The organism is Pikeienuella sp. (genome assembly GCF_046290545.1).
Classification (GTDB): Bacteria; Pseudomonadota; Alphaproteobacteria; order Rhodobacterales; family Rhodobacteraceae; genus Pikeienuella.
In genome coordinates, this window is the sequence record NZ_JBKAGV010000007.1 from 223,344 (window position 1) to 238,357 (window position 15,014).

Here is a 15,014-nt window from a genome sequence, read left to right on the forward strand (position 1 = left end):
CCCGCCCCGCTCTAAGCGTCGGCGGAGACGTGGCCGAGTGGTCGAAGGCGCTCCCCTGCTAAGGGAGTAGGGCTCAAAAGGCCCTCGTGGGTTCGAATCCCATCGTCTCCGCCACCCCCCTCCCCTGTCCGATTATCGCCAATCCCAAGAGATGGCGTCTAACTCGGGAAACGCCGAGCATCGACATGTTTGGCGATTGCGCTCGACAATCCTCTCTATCGTGCGCCGCGGTCTAACCGGCGTCCAGCTTGGTCTTGGAGCCATCTCCGCGTGAGGCGATTCCCCATGGCGTAATGCCGATGCGCAAAGCGGCGCGGCCGATCATGTGCGCGCCGATCGGAGCTGTCAGCAGGAGAAACACCACGATCAGGATGCAGCGCAACACGATGGCGGAATCAGCGAAATGGACTGCGACGCCGGCGAGGATCAGCCCGGAGCCGAGCGTACCTACCTTCGTCGAGGCATGCATCCTCGTGAACACGTCCGGAAGTCGGACGACGCCGATCCCGGCGACGATCGTGAAGACGCTCCCGAGCAGGAGGAGCGCGAGAACCGCGAGTTCGCTCATCTGTCGCCCTCCTGCCCCGTAGCGGCGGGCGTCGCGCCCCGTCTGAGCGCCTGACGTTCCGCGAACCGGGCAAGCGCCACTGTCGCGAGGAAGCCGACCAGCGCGAGCACCAGCCCGACATCGAGGAAGGTCGCGTCGGCGGTGTCAATTGCGGCGAGGCCGCAATAGGCAACGATCGCCACCGTCATCATGTCAAGCGCCACGACCCGGTCCGGCAGGCTCGGGCCGGCGGCAAGGCGCCAGAGCGCGAAGCCTACGGAAATGAGAACGGCGACGTAGCCCGCCGTCACCGCCAGATCCAGCAGGTCCGTCATGTCCTCTCCTCCACGGCGTCGATCACCCATTTCTCCATCCCGGTCTTCAGGGTCCTGCGAACCTCTTCCGGGTCGTCGGCGAACATTGCGTGCACCTTCAGCGTCTTCCGATCCTCGCTCACATCGATGCTGAGCGTGCCCGGCGTGAGCGAGATCAGGTTCGTCACGAGCAGGATGCCGGTATCGGACCGCACGTCGAGCGGCATGTCGATGATCGCGGGGCGCGAGCGATGGGTCGGCGTGATCACATCCCAGAACACTTCGAGGCTCGAGACGACAAGCTCGTAGAGAAAGAGGACGATCAGCTTCACCCAGTACCAGACGCGAAGGAAGTAACTCGACCGCGTTCCGGTCAACGGCTGAAGCAGCCACAGAACCACGTAGCCCGCGACGAAGCCGGAACACAGGGTCAGCCAGGTGAAGCCGCCGAAAAAGATAGACCAGGCGGCGGCGAGAACGAGATTGGCGGCGAAGTTGGTCATGAGTCGGCTCCGAGCACTGCCGTCACGTAGGCTGAAGGGTCAAGAAGTTGACCGGCCGCGCGTTCGGCGAAGGCGACGAAGGGCTCCGGAAAGAAGCCGATGACAAGCGTGAGGCCCGCCAGCGCCGCGACAGGCGTGAGAAGCCGCACGCGGGCGCCCGGCGAGAGGCGGGTCAGCGCCGGCTCCAGACCCTCCGGGTGCGCCTTCCAGAACGCCTCGGCCCAGATCTTTGTCATCGAGTAGATCGTGAGGAGGCCGACCGTGAGGGCAACTGCGGCGATGACCCAGCCTTCGATCTCGATGGCGGCGGCGACGAGGATGTATTTCGCCCAGAAGCCGGAAAGCGGAGGGAAGCCCGCAAGTGAAAAGGCCGGGACCAGGAACAATACCGCCAGCAAGGGAGCGGACTTGTAGAGCCCGCCGATGCGGGAAAGCTCCGTCGATCCTGCGACACGCTCGGCGACGCCCGCGATCAGGAAGAGGTTCGCCTTCACGATGATGTGGTGCACGAGATAGAACACAGCCCCGGCGAGCGCCAACGGCGTGAGAAGCGCGAGGCCCATGATCATGTAGCCGATCTGGCTCACGATGTGGAACGAGAGAATGCGACGAATGTCGTTCTGCGCCGCCGCGCCCAGAACGCCGGTCAGCATCGTCAGCGCCGCGACCCAGAGCAGGATCTGGTGGGTAAAGCCGACATCGCCATCGAAGACCAGCGTGAACATCCGTATCAGCGCGTAGACCCCGACCTTGGTGAGGAGGCCCGCGAACACCGCGGAAACCGAGAAGGCCGGGGTGTGATAGGAGGCCGGAAGCCAGAAGAAGAGCGGAAAGACCGCCGCCTTCACGCCGAAGGCGATCATGAACATCACGGCGATCAGGGTGACGAGCCCCTGATCCTCCAGCGCCGGCACCGTTCGCGCCAGATCCGCCATGTTGAGCGTTCCCGTCATGCCGTAGAGAAGGCCGACGCCCGACAGGAAGAGGATTGTCGAGATCATGTTGAGGGCGACATACTTCACCCCGCCGTCGATCTGCGCCTTGCTGCCGCCGAGGATGAGGAGGCCGAACGAGGAGATGAGCATCACCTCGAACCAGACGTAGAGATTGAAGAGGTCGCCCGTCAGGAAGGCGCCGCAGACGCCGGCGATCAGGACGTTGAAGAGCGCGTGATAGCCGAGCCGCTCCGCCCGCTCCCCGATATCCTCGAGCGCGTAGACGGAGACCGCAAGCGCGGTGATCGCGGTGATGACGACCATGACGGCGCTCAGGAGGTCCGCGACGAGCGTGATCCCGAAGGGCGCCGCCCATTCGCCGACCTGCACTGCGATCACGCCCTCGCGCAGCGTCTCGGCCATGAGGGCGACGGCGGCGGCGAGCAGCGCCGCGTTTCCGGCGACGCTGATCCGCCGTCCGGCCGGGCCGGAGCGGAAGAGGAAGGCGAGCACCGCCGTCAGGAACGGCAGCGCGATTGGCGCCGCAAGAAGCCAGCTCATCGCAGCGCGCTCCCTTCTCCGGGCTCGCGCGGCTCCGCCACGCGCATCTCGTCGCCGTTAAGGGTGCCGAGCGTCGTGTAGGCGCGGAACATCAGCGTCAGCGCGAAGGCGAAGAGCCCGAAGCCGATCACGATAGCGGTCAGCACGAGGGCCTGCGGAAGCGCGTTGGCGACAGTACCGGCGGGCGCGTCGAGCCCCACCGGCACGAGCGGCGGCGCGCCTTCGACCAGACGGCCGGCCGTGAAGATCGTGAGATTCGCGGCATTTGAGATGAGCACGAGGCCGAAGATGAAGCGCAGAAGGTTGCGCGCAAGCATCAGATAGACTGCGGCCGCCACAAGGACGCCGATCGCAAGGGCGAGGAGCGCTTCCATCAGATCTCCTCCTCCATGGCGAAGGCGAGGGTCAGGACCGAGCCGAACACAACGAGATAGACCCCGATGTCGAACACCAGAACCGTCGAGAGCGGCAGCCCCTTGTCGGTCTCCGTGGCGCCGAGGAAGAGCCACTGCCCGGTGAAGAACGCGTCGCCGAACAGCGCCGCGGCGAGGCCGGACAGCAGCGCGATCCCGAGCCCTACCGCCGCGATGTTCTGCGGCTGCGCGCGCAGCGCCGTCCGCGCCTCCGTGGCGCCGATCGCAATGGCGTAGAGCACGAAGCCCGTCGCGCCGATCAGCCCGCCGATGAAGCCGCCGCCCGGCTCGTTGTGGCCGCGAAGGAGCATGTAGACGGAGAAGAGCAGCAGAAGGCCGGAAAGCGCCCTCGTCCCCGCGCGCAGAATGATCGAGTTCACTTCGGATCCCCCTTGTCCGCCGTGGTCTCGCGCGGCTCAGCCGTCGTCCGGAGCAGCGCGTAGGCCGCGAGCCCCGCGACCATCACGACCGCGACCTCGCCGAACGTGTCGAGCGCCCGGAAATCCACAAGGATCACGTTCACGATGTTGCGGCCGAATGCCTCGGGCCAGCTTGCCGTCTCGAAGAAGTCGGTGAGCCGGCGATCAAGCGGCGTTTCCAGGACCAGAAGCAGGATCGCCGTCACGACAGAGCCGACGCCGAGGGCGAGCGCGGCGTCCCGCGGGCGACGGTCGCGCTCGCCCGGCCCGTCCAGCACCGGGAGGCGGAGGAGCGCGACCGCCGCCAGAACGATGACCAGCGTCTCGACCAGGAGCTGCGTGATCGCCACGTCCGGCGCGCCGAAGGTGATGAAGATCATCGCGACGCCGATCCCCACCACCCCGAGCGAGGCCATGGCCGCGATCCGCGATGTGGTGATCGCCGTCAGGAGCGCGCCGGCGACGATCAGCGCGACAAGGGCGAGGATCCGCCAGTTCGCCAGCGAGAGGTCCGGCGCCGAGGGCCAGAGCCCCTTCGCCGCCATCGTTCCGGCGAGCCCGACAAGAACCGTCGCGAAGGTCGCAAAGATATAGGTTCGCAGGACGCCCCCCTGAATCAGGCGGGTCTGCCAGGCCGCGAAGGCCTTGAGCCCGTCGAGGAAGCGGTCCCATCCTGCGTCGAAGCCGGGCGCGGCCTCGACCGCGCGCGCCAGGGCCGCGCGGATTCGTTCATGCGCGAGGTATAGCGCAAGGCCGAGCGCAACAGTCGCGATCGACAGGATCAGCGGCAGGTTGACCCCGGCCCAGAGCTGCAACGTCTTGGCGTCCCCGGTCGCGCCGAGAAGCGACGCCACCGTCGGATCGACCAGAGTCCTTTGCAAGATATCGGGGTAGAGCCCGAAGATCGCGCCGAGCACGGCCAGAAGCGCGGGCCCCGCCAGCATCGGCCAGGGAGCCTCGTGCGGCGCATGCGGCAGCGCGCCTCCGGCGGGGCGCCAGAACGGCTTGAAGGCCACCACGCCGGCTACGGCGAACATCAGCGCATTGGCCGCCAGCATGGCGCCGGCGACGAGGATCGGCTCTGAGCCCACGGCCAGCGCGCCGGCATATTTCAGCTCCTTTCCGATGAAGCCCAGGAAGGGCGGGAATCCGGCCATCGAAAGGGCCGCGAGTCCCGCCGCGAAGCAGGTGACCGGCATCGCCCGCGCCAGCCCGCCAAGTATGCCCGCCTCGCGCGTGCCCGTCGCATGGTCGATGCAGCCGACCATCAGGAAGAGACTCGCCTTGTAGAGCGAATGCACGATCAGGAACGTTGCGAAGGCCGTCATCGCATAACCCGATTCCTGCCCGAGCAGGAGGGTCAACGTGCCGAGCGCCATCAGCGTGGTGTAGGCGAGCGCCTGCTTCAGGTCGGTCTGCCGCAGCGCCATCAGGCTTGCGAAGACGGCGGTGAACGCCCCGGCGACAGTCAGCGTCCAAAGCCAGGCGTCTGTCCCCGACATGCCGGGATGGAGGCGCGCCATGAGATAGACCCCCGCCTTCACCATCGTCGCGGAATGGAGGAAGGCGGAGACAGGCGTCGGCGCCGCCATCGCGTTCGGCAGCCAGAAATGGAACGGAAACTGGGCGGATTTCGTGAAAGCTCCGGCCAGTATCAGGATCAGGATCGGCAGATAGAGCGCATGGGCCTTGAGCGCGTCGCCTTGCGCGAGGATCTCCGAGAGTTCGAACGTGCCCGCCGTGAAGCCGAGGAGGATGAAGCCGGCCAGCAGCGCAAGCGCGCCCGCGCCGGTGACGAAGAGCGCCTGAAGGGCGGACCGGCGGCCCTTCGCCGTCTCGTGTCCGAAACCGATCAGGAGGTAGGACGTGACCGTCGTCAACTCCCAGAAAACGAAGAGCGCGATCAGGTTGTCGGCGAGCACCAGCCCAAGCATCGACAGCATGAAAGCCGTGAGAAACAGGGCGAAGCGGCCGAATTGCGGATGACCTGCGAGATAGGTGTTCGAATAGAGAAAGACGAGCGCGCCTATCCCGGTGATCAGGAGCGCGAAGGTCAGGCTCAGCCCGTCGACGAGAAAGCTCAGCGAGACGCCGAGCGACGGAGCCCAGCTCCACGCGACCCGCAGCGTCTCGCCGTCGGCGACGGACGGGGCGAGCGAAGCGAACCAGACGAACAGGGCTGCGGACAACGCCGCCGGGGCGAGACCGATCCACCCGGCGGATCCCTTTCCGCCCTTCGAAGCCGCAACGCCCATTGCTCAGCTATCCTCGAGCGTAACCGGCGAGACGAAGCCGCGCGGCTTGACCGTCAGCACCGAGCAATCGACGCGGCTCAACACGGTCTCGGCGGTGTTCCCGATGACCAGCCCCGCCAGCCCCGTGCGCGCCAGCGTGCCCAGAACGAGAAGGTCGACGCGCTCGTTGGCGGCGTGCTCGATCAGGACATCCGCGGCCGCGCCCGGCGCGTGGATGACTCTCATCAGGTCGGAAAAAGCGCAGAAATCGCGGGCGAGCGCGTTCAGGCGCCAGGCGCTCTGGCGCTCGCGCTCCGCCACGAGCGCGTCCACTTCTTCTTCGGGCAGGCGCGCGCGACTGTAGCGCAAGGTTGATTCCTCCGGGAGCCGCCACGCGTTTACCACGTCGAGTTTGGCGCCGTCTCGTCGCGCGAGAGACGTGGCCACTTCCAACACGGTATGGTTGAGAGCGTCGCGGATCGGATCGTCCGGGTCGGGATCGACCGCCGCCATGATGCGCCGCACGGTCGGCTCCTTCACGCCGTTCAGTATCCACACAGGGCACGGGCATTTGCGCAGCAGGTGCAGGTCGCCGCTGCGGAGCGAAAGGCGGTCCGGCGACTGATAGGCGTCCTTCAGGACGAGATCGATATCGTTCCGCAGGACATGGCGGATCGTTTCGATGAAGTCGACGCCGAGGAGAACCTCGACCCCGACCGGTAGGCCCGCTGCACGAAGGGGTTCGGCGACCTCGTCGAGACGGTCCCGATGCGCGCGCACCACCGATTCCTCGAGAGCGTTCGCGCGCACGCCCGGCAAGGCGGCGAAGATCTTCGCGAGCTCTCCGGGCGCTGAATCGAGCGCATCGACCAGTGTCAGGGCGCCGCCATTCACGCGCGCAATCTCGGACGCGCGCGCCAACAGCGCCTCCGAGGCCCCGTCGCGATCGACGACGACCAGTATGTTCCTGAAACGATGCATCCGCTCTTCTCCCCTCGAAGCGAGAATCTGGGTCGGCGGCTTGATCGATCCAATGAAAAGTTCGATCCATAGTGATAGAGATTCACTATAAGGAGGTCACGTGCCCAGCCTGCAGCAGCTCCGCTATCTCGTCGCCGTCACCGAGACCCGGCACTTTCGCCGGGCGGCCGAGGCGTGCCACGTCTCCCAGCCGACGCTCAGCGCGCAATTGAAGGAGCTTGAGACCCGGCTGGGAGCGGTGCTGGTCGAGCGAAACCGCTCGCGCGTGGTCATCACTCCGCTCGGCGAGAGCGTCGCCGCGCATGCGCGACGCGCGCTGCGAGAGGTCGACGAAATCCGGACCCTCGCGGCGCTCCACCACGGGACGCTGCGGAGCACGATCAAGGTCGGCGTCGTGCAGTCGCTGGGCTCCTATCTCTTCCCCCTGATCGTGCCGGAACTGCACGAGAGCCATCCGAGCCTGAAGCTCTATGTGCGCGAAGGGCTTGCGGACCATCTGCTCCAGGGCCTCTCGTCGGGCGCGCTCGACCTGCTTCTCTTTCCGATGCCGGTCCGCGGCGCAGAGTTCGACTCGCTCTCGCTCTTCCGGGAGCCCCTCCTCGTCGCGATGCCGGCGGATCATCCTCTCGCCGCCGTTGACGCCATCGTGCCCGAAATGCTGAGAGGCGAGACGATCCTCGCCCTCGAGCCAGGGCACAGGCTCTACGAACAGGTGCGGCGCATCTGCGATCAGTGCGGCGCGCATCTCTCGCACGATTTCGAGGGCACGTCGCTGGACACGCTGCGCCAGATGGTGGCGATGGGCATGGGGCTCTCGCTGCTTCCCGCGCTCTACGTCAAGTCCGAGGTCGCACATCAGGACATCGTCTTGGCGCGCCCGTTCCGCAATGCGCCGCCATCGCGCACGATCGGCATGGCGTGGCGGCGCAGCACGGCGCGGGAGGCCGAGTTCCAGGAGCTCGCCACGGCGATCAGCGCGATACTGAGACGACGTGCGCCGGAGGTCTTCGTCTTCAGCTAGACGCCTCGGGCCACTAGGTCACCGACCGACTCGTAACTCCGCAGCCGGATGCGGATGGAAGCGAGTTGGATTGAGGCGAGGAAATTGTCGGCGCGCTTGTCGTATCGCGTGGCGACGACGCGGAATTGCTTGAGCGTGTTGAAGAAACGCTCGACGGCGATGCGCGTCCGATAGAGCCATGGACTGAAGGACGGGACGTTCACGCGGTTCGGCATCGGCCGGATGTTGGCCCAGGAGCCGCGCTGTCAGGTCGGCGCGGAGCACTTCTCTATCGTAGCCGCGGTCGCCGAGCAGGACGCCGCCGGCCTGCACGGTGTCGAACATGTCCGCCGCCGAGCGGCGGTCATGGGCCTGACCTTCGGTGAGTCTGAGCCGGATCGGCCGCCCCTTGGCGCCGACCAGCGCATGGATCTTCGTCGTCAGGCCGCCGCGTGAGCGACCCATGCAACGGGATCGGAGATCTTTTTTTAACCGTAGGCGGCGTGCTGATGGACGCGGACAGACGAGGAATCGATAATCTGGATGTCGCCATCGTAAGCCGCTGACACCGCATCCAGAATGTGCGCCCAATGGCCCGCCCGGCGCCATCGGTTAAGCGGTTCACGCAGGTCGTATGAGGGCCACAGCGCTCCGGTATGTCCGGCGAGGGCGCCCCCTTTCGCAAGCGCCAGAAGATGCCGTTCAGGTTAGCGTCCGAGCACGTGGTGTAATTTCATCGCCATCGGCGGTGTGATCCCGGGTGGCCATCGAGGTGTATGGTCGAGGTGGAGTTTGGCGACTTCAACCACGGACCACAGAGGACCCCGCCTCTCGGGACATTGCTGCGCAATGCCCTGCCGGCCAGCGGATGACCAAGACGACCATGGACCTGACCGAGCTTCTGGCCAATCACGACCAGGCCCATCTCAACCAGCCGACGCCAATCCCGGCGGCGGCGTAACCAGAGCGGATATCCACTTAACGGCAGCCCGGAAGCTGTTCAAACAAACCGAACCACCTCTCCCATGGCGGCGGAGACGGGCTCAGACTGGCGGCGTAAGGGAAACAGGGTCAAGGGCAGCAGAGCCGCCACACTGTCCAGGAAATAGGGACCACCTCACTCGTCGAAGTTCAGGGGAAGTGGATTGGCGATCTACTATCCGGCCGGATGCGCTTGCCGGAACCGTCGCGGCAGCGGGCCGAGGTCGCGCGACACCGGGATACGCAGCGCGCGACCTATCTGGGAAGCGAGCGCTACGCGCTGGAAGTGGACTACGCCACCTATACGATGCAGATGCGTCGCGACATTCGGCGGGGCGTGGCGGATGCGGACTGAGGTGAAGCGGCCGCCGCGACGACGGCCGTTTCCCCCGCGCAGGCCGTACGAGCGGTCAATGCCCCTCGCTTACGCTGGCCCCCATGCGGATGGACAAGTCATGGGCCGCCGCGCGCAGTTCGCGCTCTACGTCGATCATTGTCACGCCGTCCGGCTGGTCGATGCGTTCCGCGAAGGGCACGGTCAGCGCGGCGATCGCGTAGCCGTTTGCGCCTAGGACAGGAAAGCTGGCCGCATGAAGGCCGCGGACCTGGATGCTCGGGATCGACTCGAAGCCCCGCCGCCTCACCGCCTCAAGGATCGCCGCGATGTCCGCAACGGCATGATCGGGCCGCCGGCGGAGCGCCTCCTCGATGCGGAACCGCGTCGTGGTTTCGTCCTGGAAGGCGAGATGCACCCTGCCTGACGCCGAGACGATCACATCCAGCTCCGCCCCGACCCGGATGCTGTAGCCGATGCCGCTCGGGCTATCCACCTTCGCCAGCGCGATCTGCCTGCCCTTGTGATAGACGGTCAGATGGCATGACTGGTCCAGCGCGTCCGAGAGCCGCTGCATGATCGGCTCCGCGGCGATCAGCAGGCGCCGCGTCGGCGGGCTCGCATGCGCGAGTTCGAAGAGCTTCGTGGTGATCGCGTATCTCTCGTCGGTGCTCACGACATACCCGCGCTCCACGAGGCAGAGCAGCATCCGGTAGAGTTCGCTGACGCTGCGGCCGAGGCGCTGAGCAATCTCTTTCTGCGACATCGGGGCGGCGCTCTGGCAGAGGAGTTCCAGGATATCGAGCCCCTTTTCAAGCGCGGGGGCGGCGCGAGTTGCGGCTGCGTGCGAGCCGCTGGACCTATGCCTCGCTTTGCCGCTCAGGTCGGCCTCGGCTTCATTTGCGTCCATCGGACTCCTCTCTCAAGCCGCTTGCGAACCGATCCTGCGCTATTGGACCGTGACCCCGCTGTCGATCGGGATGATCTGGCCCGTTGTCCTCGCGGATTCATCGGAGGCGAGATAGACTGCGAGCTCGGCGATGTAGACCGGTTCGATCAAACCGAGCAGGTGCTGCTTCGCCATCGCCTCGGTCGCAGGGTTGCCTTCGAGCTGCTTTTTCACCCGATCCGAAAGCGTAACCGCAGGCGCGATCGCGTTCACGCGAATGCCGGCCGGCGCATATTCGACCGCCATCGAGCGTGTCAGCGCATGAATCCCGCCCTTGGCCGCCGTGTAGCAATCCCGGCCCGGCATCGCGATCATCGCGACGACCGAGGACATGTTGATCACCGATCCGCCGCCCGTCCGAGCGATCTCGGGGATAGCGACCTTCGAGCAGAGGAACGTGCCGAACAGGTCGAGCCGGATCGCCCGCCAGAATTCCTCCGCAGAGACTTCCGTCACCGGGCCATCCGCCGGTGTGGCTCCGCCCGCGTTGTTGTGCAGGATGTCGAGCCGACCGAAGTGATCGAGCGTCATGGCGACGGCGCTCCTGACGCTGGCCTCGTCGGTGACGTCGCAAGGGAGGAAAACTGCGTCGCCGCCGTCCTTCGCACTTGCGCCCGCCGCGGCGGCCGCCGCCTCGCCGAGCGCGCCGTCGATCTCGGCGATGATGACCTTTGCGCCCTCGGACGCAAAGCGTTCAGCCGTCGCACGGCCGATCCCGCCCCCGCCCCCGGTGATGAAGGCCACTTTGGAAGTCAGTCTTCCCATCGCTCCGGTCTCCCCGCCCATGACGACGTCTGCGCATTACTCTCTCTTGCAGTCACTTTCCGGTCTGGTGGACCTCGATGATGTTGCCGTCGGGGTCGTGAAAGAAGATCTGGTACCAGCCCGCCATCGCCCATGTTCCATAATCCGAATACGGGATCTGCCTGGCCTCGAGCCGCCGCTTGAAGCCCTCGATGTCGTCGGTGCGGAAGCAGAAATGGCCGCGGTCCAGCGGATTGATCGCGTGCTTCATCTTGAAGCCGAGATCGACGTCGCGGCGAGCGATATGAAACTCGACGGCGCCGTCAGTGACGAAGTCGACATTACCGCTATAGCCCTCGTCCGTGTTCACCCTAGCGTAATCAACGGAAGAAAGATCGAAAATCGACCGATAGAATTCGGACGAGCGCTTCACATTCTCTGTGCAGATGTTCATGTGGTGATAGGTGAGCTTCATGTTCGTCTCCGTTCGCTCGGCATGGCCCGACGTTTCTACTGGCGACCGTTATTTCAGCGACCCGGGCCATCGAACACACCCAAGGGGCGGGACGATTCGAAACGCAGCGTCGACCCTGACCGCAGGCACACTCTGTCTTGCGTGCTCGCTTCTCAGAATGCCTAGCGCGCCTCACGGGCGTATGCAAGGCGAATTCATATATGGAATTAAAAAATCACATATGATATCTCGCTTAATGTGGACGATCACACGTTCGGGGAGGGCCCAGTGAGCCTCGGAGCAGACGAAGTCGCCTCAGGATCGGAGCCATGCGGGCGCGGGCTGCTCCGCCGTATCGCCGCGATGCTCGACATCGACGCGGCGACGCTCTCCGACGCGCATCACCTGCCGCGCGGATGGCATTTCGCGCTCCTCGCCGCGGAAACCCCGCGCTCCGCCCTCCGGGTGGACGGCTTCCCGGGGTTCGGAACGCCGTTGCCGGATCTTGGCCTGCCCCGGCTTCTTCTCGCCGGCCGCTCGGTGACGGTTCTCGCGGACATCCTGATCGGCGCGGAGGTCTATCGGAAAAGTTCACTGAAAGACCTCAAGCACAAGACGACCGCTTCCGGCCCGATCGCGATCGCGACGGTGGAGACACGGTTGAGCCCGGAGCCCGGCGGCGTCGCCGCGATCGTCGAGTCGGCGACGTACGTCCTTAAAGGCGCGTCGTCGCAAGCCGCGGCAGGGCCGACGGCCTTCGATGCGGCGGGCGCGACGTTTCGCAAGGTGGTCGTGCCGGACGAGACGATGCTGTTCCAGTACTCGGCGCTCGGCTTCAATTCTCACCGGATTCATCTCGACCGGAGCTATGCGACCGGCGTCGAGGGCCATCCGGACCTTGTCGTTAACGGCGGGCTCGTCGCGCTCCTGATGACCGAACTCGTGCGAGGCGAGATCGGCGTGCAGCCGACCGCGTGGCGCATCAAGCACCTGGCGCCGCTTTACTGCGGGCGTCCGGTCACGCTCGCTGCCTTTCGCACGAGCGACGGATGGCGGGTCGCGGCGATGGACGACCACGCGAGGCTTGCAGCCGAAATGGAGGTCGAGGTTCGATGACGTTTTCCCCCTTGAGCGGCGTTCGCGTTCTCGACCTGACCAGCGTTGTCGTCGGCCCGGTCGCGACCTGGCGGCTGGCGCAGTACGGCGCGGAGATCGTGAAGGTCGAGAGCCCGCAGGGCGACCTGATGCGCGGCCTCGGCGGGCTGTCGCCGACCGGCCGGCACTCGGGCGCCTACCTCCATATGAATCGCGGCAAACGCAACATTTGCCTCAACCTCAAGGCGCCTCACGCACGCGAGGTCATGGATCGGCTCGTCGGGACGTCGGATGTCATCGTGGCGAACATGCGCCCCGAGGCGCTGAAGCGCCTCGGACTGGACGCGGAGACCGTGCTCGCCGCGAGGCCGGAGGTCGTTTACTGCCTGATCACCGGCTACGGGACGGACGGCCCCTATGCCGGGCGCCCGACCTATGACAGCGTCGTTCAGGGGGCGGCCGGGCTCGCCGGCCTTGCGCTTGCCCGCGAGGGCGCTCCGGCCTACGTCCCGCTGCTGATCTGCGACCATGTCGTGGGCGAGATCGCGGTGGGCGCCATCCTCGCAGCCCTGATCCAGCGCGGCGTCTCGGGCCGCGGCGGCCTTGTCGAGGTCCCGATGTTCGAGACGATGGCCGCTTTTGTGCTGCAGGAACACATGGCGCAGACGAGCTTTGCGCCACCTGTGGGACCGCCGGGCGACCAAAGATTGCTCAGCCCGCACAATCGCCCGGTGCGGACCTCGGACGGGTGGATCTCCTTCACGGTCAATACCGACGCTCAGGTGCGGGCCTTCCTTGAGGCCGTGGGGCGCCATGACCTTCTGGACGACGCTCGCTTCGCGACCGTGGCCGCGCGGGCCGAGCACGTTTCGGAGTGGTTCGTCGTTCGCGGGGCGCCGCTGACGGGCCGGACCAGCGCGGAATGGCTGGCGATCTTCACCGCCGCCGACATCGCGGCGATGCCTTGTCACACGCTCGACAGCCTTGCAGGAGACGAGCACCTGCGCGCCGTCGGCCTGCTCCGGTCCGAGATGCACCCGACCGAGGGCGAAGTCGTCGCCATCCGGCCGACGACGAAGTTCGGAGACGCGTATCCGCCCGACGGCGCCCCCGCGCAGCCGATCGGCTGGGAAACCGGGCCGATCCTCCGGGACCTCGGCTTCAGCGACGAAGAGATCGAGCGCCTGCTCCGGTCCGGCGCGGCGCACGTTCATGAAGGCGCGACCTGAACCGGGCGCGCCGCCGCCAATCGGAAGGGAATGAGACAATGCTCCTCGAGAACAAGGTTTGCGTCGTCACAGGAGCGGCGTCGCCGCGAAGCATAGGCTTCGCTGTCGCCGAGCTCTTCGCCGCGAATGGAGCGGCCATCGCCGTCCTCGACGTCGCCGTCGGCGACCGAACGGAGATCGAACTCGCGGAGCGGATCACCGCACGCGCCGGCGCCGCCCCGCGCCTCGCCGCCTGGCGCTGCGACATCCGGAAAACCGAGGAATGCGACAAGGTCGTCGCGGAGATCGCGGATCGCTTCGGGACCGTGGACTGCCTCGTTAACTGCGCCGGCATCGTCGCATCGCATGACCTGCTTTCGACCTCCGAAGCCGAGTTCGACCGCATGATCGGGGTGAACCTCAAGGGCGCGTTCAACATTTGCCGCAGCGTCCTCGCAATCCTCGCGGAGAAGGAGGGCGGCTCGATCATCAACCTCGCTTCGGTCGCGGCGCAGCGGGGCGGCGGCCTGGTCGGCGGCGCGCACTACGCCGCCTCGAAAGGCGGCGTGATCAGCCTCACGAAGGCGATCGCCCGGGAATACGGCCCGAAGGGCGTGCGCGCCAACGTCATCTGCCCGTCCATGACGGAGACCGGGATGCTCGACGGCAATGTCGACGACGAAATGTTCCAGCGCGTTGTTGCGCAAATCCCGCTGCGCCGGGCCGGCCGGCCGTCGGACATCGCCGGGGCCTGCCTCTTCCTCGCATCCGAACTCTCAGCCTATGTGACGGGCGCGGTTATCGACGTGAACGGCGGCAGCCACATCCATTGAGCCGCTGAGGTACGCCTGCTGTTTCGGAACGGATCGCATCCCGAAGGATCGCGGCCCGTCCGCTATGCGAGGTCAGCGAGGCCGGAGCGATCAGGCCTTCGCGAGAAGGTCCGCGGTCTTGACGCCGATCATCGCGCAGGCGGGCATGGTCGGGACCGAGACGATGCGCGGCATGATCGAGCTGTCCGCGATCCTCAGGTTCCGGACCCCGTTCACGCGGAGTTCCGGGTCGACGACCGCCCCGTCATCCGCGCCCATCCGGCAGGCTCCCGAGGCGTGGAAATAGGTTGTGGCCCCGTTGCGGATGAACTGGGTCAGTTCCTCGCCCGCCAGTTCGCGGCCCGGCGCGATTTCCGCAACTACGTAAGGCTTCAGGGCCGGGGCTGCCGCGATCTCGCGGGCGATGCTGACCTGCCACTGAACTTTCATCCAGCGGCGATTGGAGCCTTGGCCTTTTCTGTTACGCCGTAGGGCGCGGGTTGAGCAACCGCCGGAGACGCGAAGCCCTT

At 66.2% G+C, this 15,014-nt stretch carries 18 protein-coding genes, 1 tRNA gene and 1 pseudogene; 6 read left to right on the forward strand and 14 right to left on the reverse strand.

The genetic code is table 11. From position 1 onward, the window contains the following. The first annotated feature begins 23 nt into the window (after positions 1 to 23). Positions 24 to 114 (forward strand) — tRNA-Ser (locus ACE37J_RS06135). A 118-nt stretch (positions 115 to 232) separates the two neighbouring features. On the opposite strand, the gene mnhG is transcribed toward ACE37J_RS06135, so the two are convergent. From mnhG to ACE37J_RS06175, 8 genes are read right to left on the reverse strand one after another with little or no spacing between them, the layout of a single operon-like run. After that, positions 233 to 568 (reverse strand): monovalent cation/H(+) antiporter subunit G, encoded by a 336-nt coding sequence (gene mnhG / locus ACE37J_RS06140; RefSeq protein WP_409708639.1) that lies wholly within the window; start codon positions 566 to 568, stop codon positions 233 to 235. Then, positions 565 to 882, reverse strand: a complete 318-nt coding sequence (locus ACE37J_RS06145; RefSeq protein ID WP_409708642.1) for a monovalent cation/H+ antiporter complex subunit F — start codon at positions 880 to 882, stop codon at positions 565 to 567. The genes mnhG and ACE37J_RS06145 overlap by 4 nt, the downstream gene beginning before the upstream one ends. Further along, positions 879 to 1,364 (reverse strand): Na+/H+ antiporter subunit E, encoded by a 486-nt coding sequence (locus ACE37J_RS06150; protein WP_409708645.1) that lies wholly within the window; start codon positions 1,362 to 1,364, stop codon positions 879 to 881. The genes ACE37J_RS06145 and ACE37J_RS06150 overlap by 4 nt, the downstream gene beginning before the upstream one ends. Beyond that, the gene (locus ACE37J_RS06155; protein WP_409708647.1) at positions 1,361 to 2,860 is read right to left on the reverse strand and encodes a Na+/H+ antiporter subunit D; all 1,500 of its coding nucleotides are present in this window, start codon (positions 2,858 to 2,860) and stop codon (positions 1,361 to 1,363) included. The genes ACE37J_RS06150 and ACE37J_RS06155 overlap by 4 nt, the downstream gene beginning before the upstream one ends. Beyond that, positions 2,857 to 3,234: a Na+/H+ antiporter subunit C gene (locus tag ACE37J_RS06160; protein ID WP_409708650.1), complete on the reverse strand. Its 378-nt coding sequence runs from the start codon at positions 3,232 to 3,234 to the stop codon at positions 2,857 to 2,859. The genes ACE37J_RS06155 and ACE37J_RS06160 overlap by 4 nt, the downstream gene beginning before the upstream one ends. After that, a complete protein-coding gene (locus tag ACE37J_RS06165; protein ID WP_409708653.1) occupies positions 3,234 to 3,653 on the reverse strand; it encodes a Na+/H+ antiporter subunit B in 420 nt (139 codons plus the stop codon). The genes ACE37J_RS06160 and ACE37J_RS06165 overlap by 1 nt, the downstream gene beginning before the upstream one ends. Further along, on the reverse strand, positions 3,650 to 5,947 hold the full coding sequence (locus ACE37J_RS06170; RefSeq protein ID WP_409708656.1) for a putative monovalent cation/H+ antiporter subunit A: 2,298 nt from the start codon (positions 5,945 to 5,947) through the stop codon (positions 3,650 to 3,652). Before ACE37J_RS06170 ends, ACE37J_RS06165 begins: the two co-directional genes overlap by 4 nt. A 3-nt stretch (positions 5,948 to 5,950) precedes the next feature. After that, the gene (locus ACE37J_RS06175; protein WP_409708659.1) at positions 5,951 to 6,907 is read right to left on the reverse strand and encodes a universal stress protein; all 957 of its coding nucleotides are present in this window, start codon (positions 6,905 to 6,907) and stop codon (positions 5,951 to 5,953) included. A 100-nt stretch (positions 6,908 to 7,007) separates the two neighbouring features. On the opposite strand from ACE37J_RS06175, the gene ACE37J_RS06180 reads away from it, so the two are divergent. Then, entirely contained in the window at positions 7,008 to 7,928 is a 921-nt protein-coding gene (locus tag ACE37J_RS06180) for a LysR substrate-binding domain-containing protein (RefSeq protein WP_409708662.1), read from the forward strand. Here ACE37J_RS06180 and ACE37J_RS06185 read toward each other — a convergent pair. Together ACE37J_RS06185 and ACE37J_RS06190 are read right to left on the reverse strand one after the other, a co-directional pair. Then, on the reverse strand, positions 7,925 to 8,143 hold the full coding sequence (locus ACE37J_RS06185; protein ID WP_409708705.1) for a transposase: 219 nt from the start codon (positions 8,141 to 8,143) through the stop codon (positions 7,925 to 7,927). The two genes, ACE37J_RS06180 and ACE37J_RS06185, sit on opposite strands and share 4 nt — an antisense overlap. A 7-nt stretch (positions 8,144 to 8,150) precedes the next feature. Then, positions 8,151 to 8,516: pseudogene (locus ACE37J_RS06190) on the reverse strand (transposase); the annotation flags it as partial. 559 nt (positions 8,517 to 9,075) lie between these two features. Here ACE37J_RS06190 and ACE37J_RS06195 point away from each other — a divergent pair. Next, positions 9,076 to 9,243, forward strand: a complete 168-nt coding sequence (locus tag ACE37J_RS06195; RefSeq protein ID WP_409708665.1) for a hypothetical protein — start codon at positions 9,076 to 9,078, stop codon at positions 9,241 to 9,243. Between the two features lie 55 nt (positions 9,244 to 9,298). On the opposite strand, the gene ACE37J_RS06200 is transcribed toward ACE37J_RS06195, so the two are convergent. Genes ACE37J_RS06200 through ACE37J_RS06210 form a run of 3 tightly spaced genes read right to left on the reverse strand, consistent with a single transcriptional unit; the run spans position 9,299 to position 11,390 of the window. Further along, complete coding sequence (locus ACE37J_RS06200; RefSeq protein ID WP_409708668.1) at positions 9,299 to 10,132, reverse strand: IclR family transcriptional regulator; 834 nt, start codon at positions 10,130 to 10,132, stop codon at positions 9,299 to 9,301. Positions 10,133 to 10,171: 39 nt separating this feature from the next. Continuing rightward, positions 10,172 to 10,957 carry an SDR family NAD(P)-dependent oxidoreductase gene (locus ACE37J_RS06205; protein ID WP_409708671.1) on the reverse strand — a complete coding sequence of 262 codons (786 nt, stop codon included), beginning with the start codon at positions 10,955 to 10,957 and terminating at the stop codon, positions 10,172 to 10,174. Between the two features lie 31 nt (positions 10,958 to 10,988). After that, positions 10,989 to 11,390: a VOC family protein gene (locus ACE37J_RS06210; protein ID WP_409708672.1), complete on the reverse strand. Its 402-nt coding sequence runs from the start codon at positions 11,388 to 11,390 to the stop codon at positions 10,989 to 10,991. Between the two features lie 342 nt (positions 11,391 to 11,732). On the opposite strand from ACE37J_RS06210, the gene ACE37J_RS06215 reads away from it, so the two are divergent. From ACE37J_RS06215 to ACE37J_RS06225, 3 genes are read left to right on the forward strand one after another with little or no spacing between them, the layout of a single operon-like run. Beyond that, on the forward strand, positions 11,733 to 12,485 hold the full coding sequence (locus ACE37J_RS06215; RefSeq protein WP_409708675.1) for a MaoC family dehydratase N-terminal domain-containing protein: 753 nt from the start codon (positions 11,733 to 11,735) through the stop codon (positions 12,483 to 12,485). 11 nt (positions 12,486 to 12,496) lie between these two features. Next, a complete protein-coding gene (locus ACE37J_RS06220; RefSeq protein ID WP_409708678.1) occupies positions 12,497 to 13,693 on the forward strand; it encodes a CaiB/BaiF CoA transferase family protein in 1,197 nt (398 codons plus the stop codon). Between the two features lie 38 nt (positions 13,694 to 13,731). Beyond that, positions 13,732 to 14,505: an SDR family NAD(P)-dependent oxidoreductase gene (locus tag ACE37J_RS06225; RefSeq protein WP_409708681.1), complete on the forward strand. Its 774-nt coding sequence runs from the start codon at positions 13,732 to 13,734 to the stop codon at positions 14,503 to 14,505. A gap of 90 nt (positions 14,506 to 14,595) precedes the next feature. Here ACE37J_RS06225 and ACE37J_RS06230 read toward each other — a convergent pair whose 3' ends face one another. Further along, positions 14,596 to 14,934 carry a GMC oxidoreductase gene (locus tag ACE37J_RS06230; protein WP_409708684.1) on the reverse strand — a complete coding sequence of 113 codons (339 nt, stop codon included), beginning with the start codon at positions 14,932 to 14,934 and terminating at the stop codon, positions 14,596 to 14,598. Positions 14,935 to 15,014 lie beyond the last annotated feature (80 nt).

Bases quoted from the DNA above. Each gene is read 5' to 3' on its own strand.
- mnhG (WP_409708639.1), bottom strand. From the start codon at position 568: ATGAGCGAACTCGCGGTTCTCGCGCTCCTCCTGCTCGGGAGCGTCTTC.
- ACE37J_RS06145 (WP_409708642.1), bottom strand. From the start codon at position 882: ATGACGGACCTGCTGGATCTGGCGGTGACGGCGGGCTACGTCGCCGTT.
- ACE37J_RS06150 (WP_409708645.1), bottom strand. From the start codon at position 1,364: ATGACCAACTTCGCCGCCAATCTCGTTCTCGCCGCCGCCTGGTCTATC.
- ACE37J_RS06155 (WP_409708647.1), bottom strand. From the start codon at position 2,860: ATGAGCTGGCTTCTTGCGGCGCCAATCGCGCTGCCGTTCCTGACGGCG.
- ACE37J_RS06160 (WP_409708650.1), bottom strand. From the start codon at position 3,234: ATGGAAGCGCTCCTCGCCCTTGCGATCGGCGTCCTTGTGGCGGCCGCA.
- ACE37J_RS06170 (WP_409708656.1), bottom strand. From the start codon at position 5,947: ATGGGCGTTGCGGCTTCGAAGGGCGGAAAGGGATCCGCCGGGTGGATC.
- ACE37J_RS06175 (WP_409708659.1), bottom strand. From the start codon at position 6,907: ATGCATCGTTTCAGGAACATACTGGTCGTCGTCGATCGCGACGGGGCC.
- ACE37J_RS06185 (WP_409708705.1), bottom strand. From the start codon at position 8,143: ATGCCGAACCGCGTGAACGTCCCGTCCTTCAGTCCATGGCTCTATCGG.
- ACE37J_RS06195 (WP_409708665.1), top strand. From the start codon at position 9,076: ATGCGCTTGCCGGAACCGTCGCGGCAGCGGGCCGAGGTCGCGCGACAC.
- ACE37J_RS06200 (WP_409708668.1), bottom strand. From the start codon at position 10,132: ATGGACGCAAATGAAGCCGAGGCCGACCTGAGCGGCAAAGCGAGGCAT.
- ACE37J_RS06205 (WP_409708671.1), bottom strand. From the start codon at position 10,957: ATGGGCGGGGAGACCGGAGCGATGGGAAGACTGACTTCCAAAGTGGCC.
- ACE37J_RS06210 (WP_409708672.1), bottom strand. From the start codon at position 11,390: ATGAAGCTCACCTATCACCACATGAACATCTGCACAGAGAATGTGAAG.
- ACE37J_RS06215 (WP_409708675.1), top strand. From the start codon at position 11,733: ATGCTCGACATCGACGCGGCGACGCTCTCCGACGCGCATCACCTGCCG.
- ACE37J_RS06225 (WP_409708681.1), top strand. From the start codon at position 13,732: ATGCTCCTCGAGAACAAGGTTTGCGTCGTCACAGGAGCGGCGTCGCCG.
- ACE37J_RS06230 (WP_409708684.1), bottom strand. From the start codon at position 14,934: ATGAAAGTTCAGTGGCAGGTCAGCATCGCCCGCGAGATCGCGGCAGCC.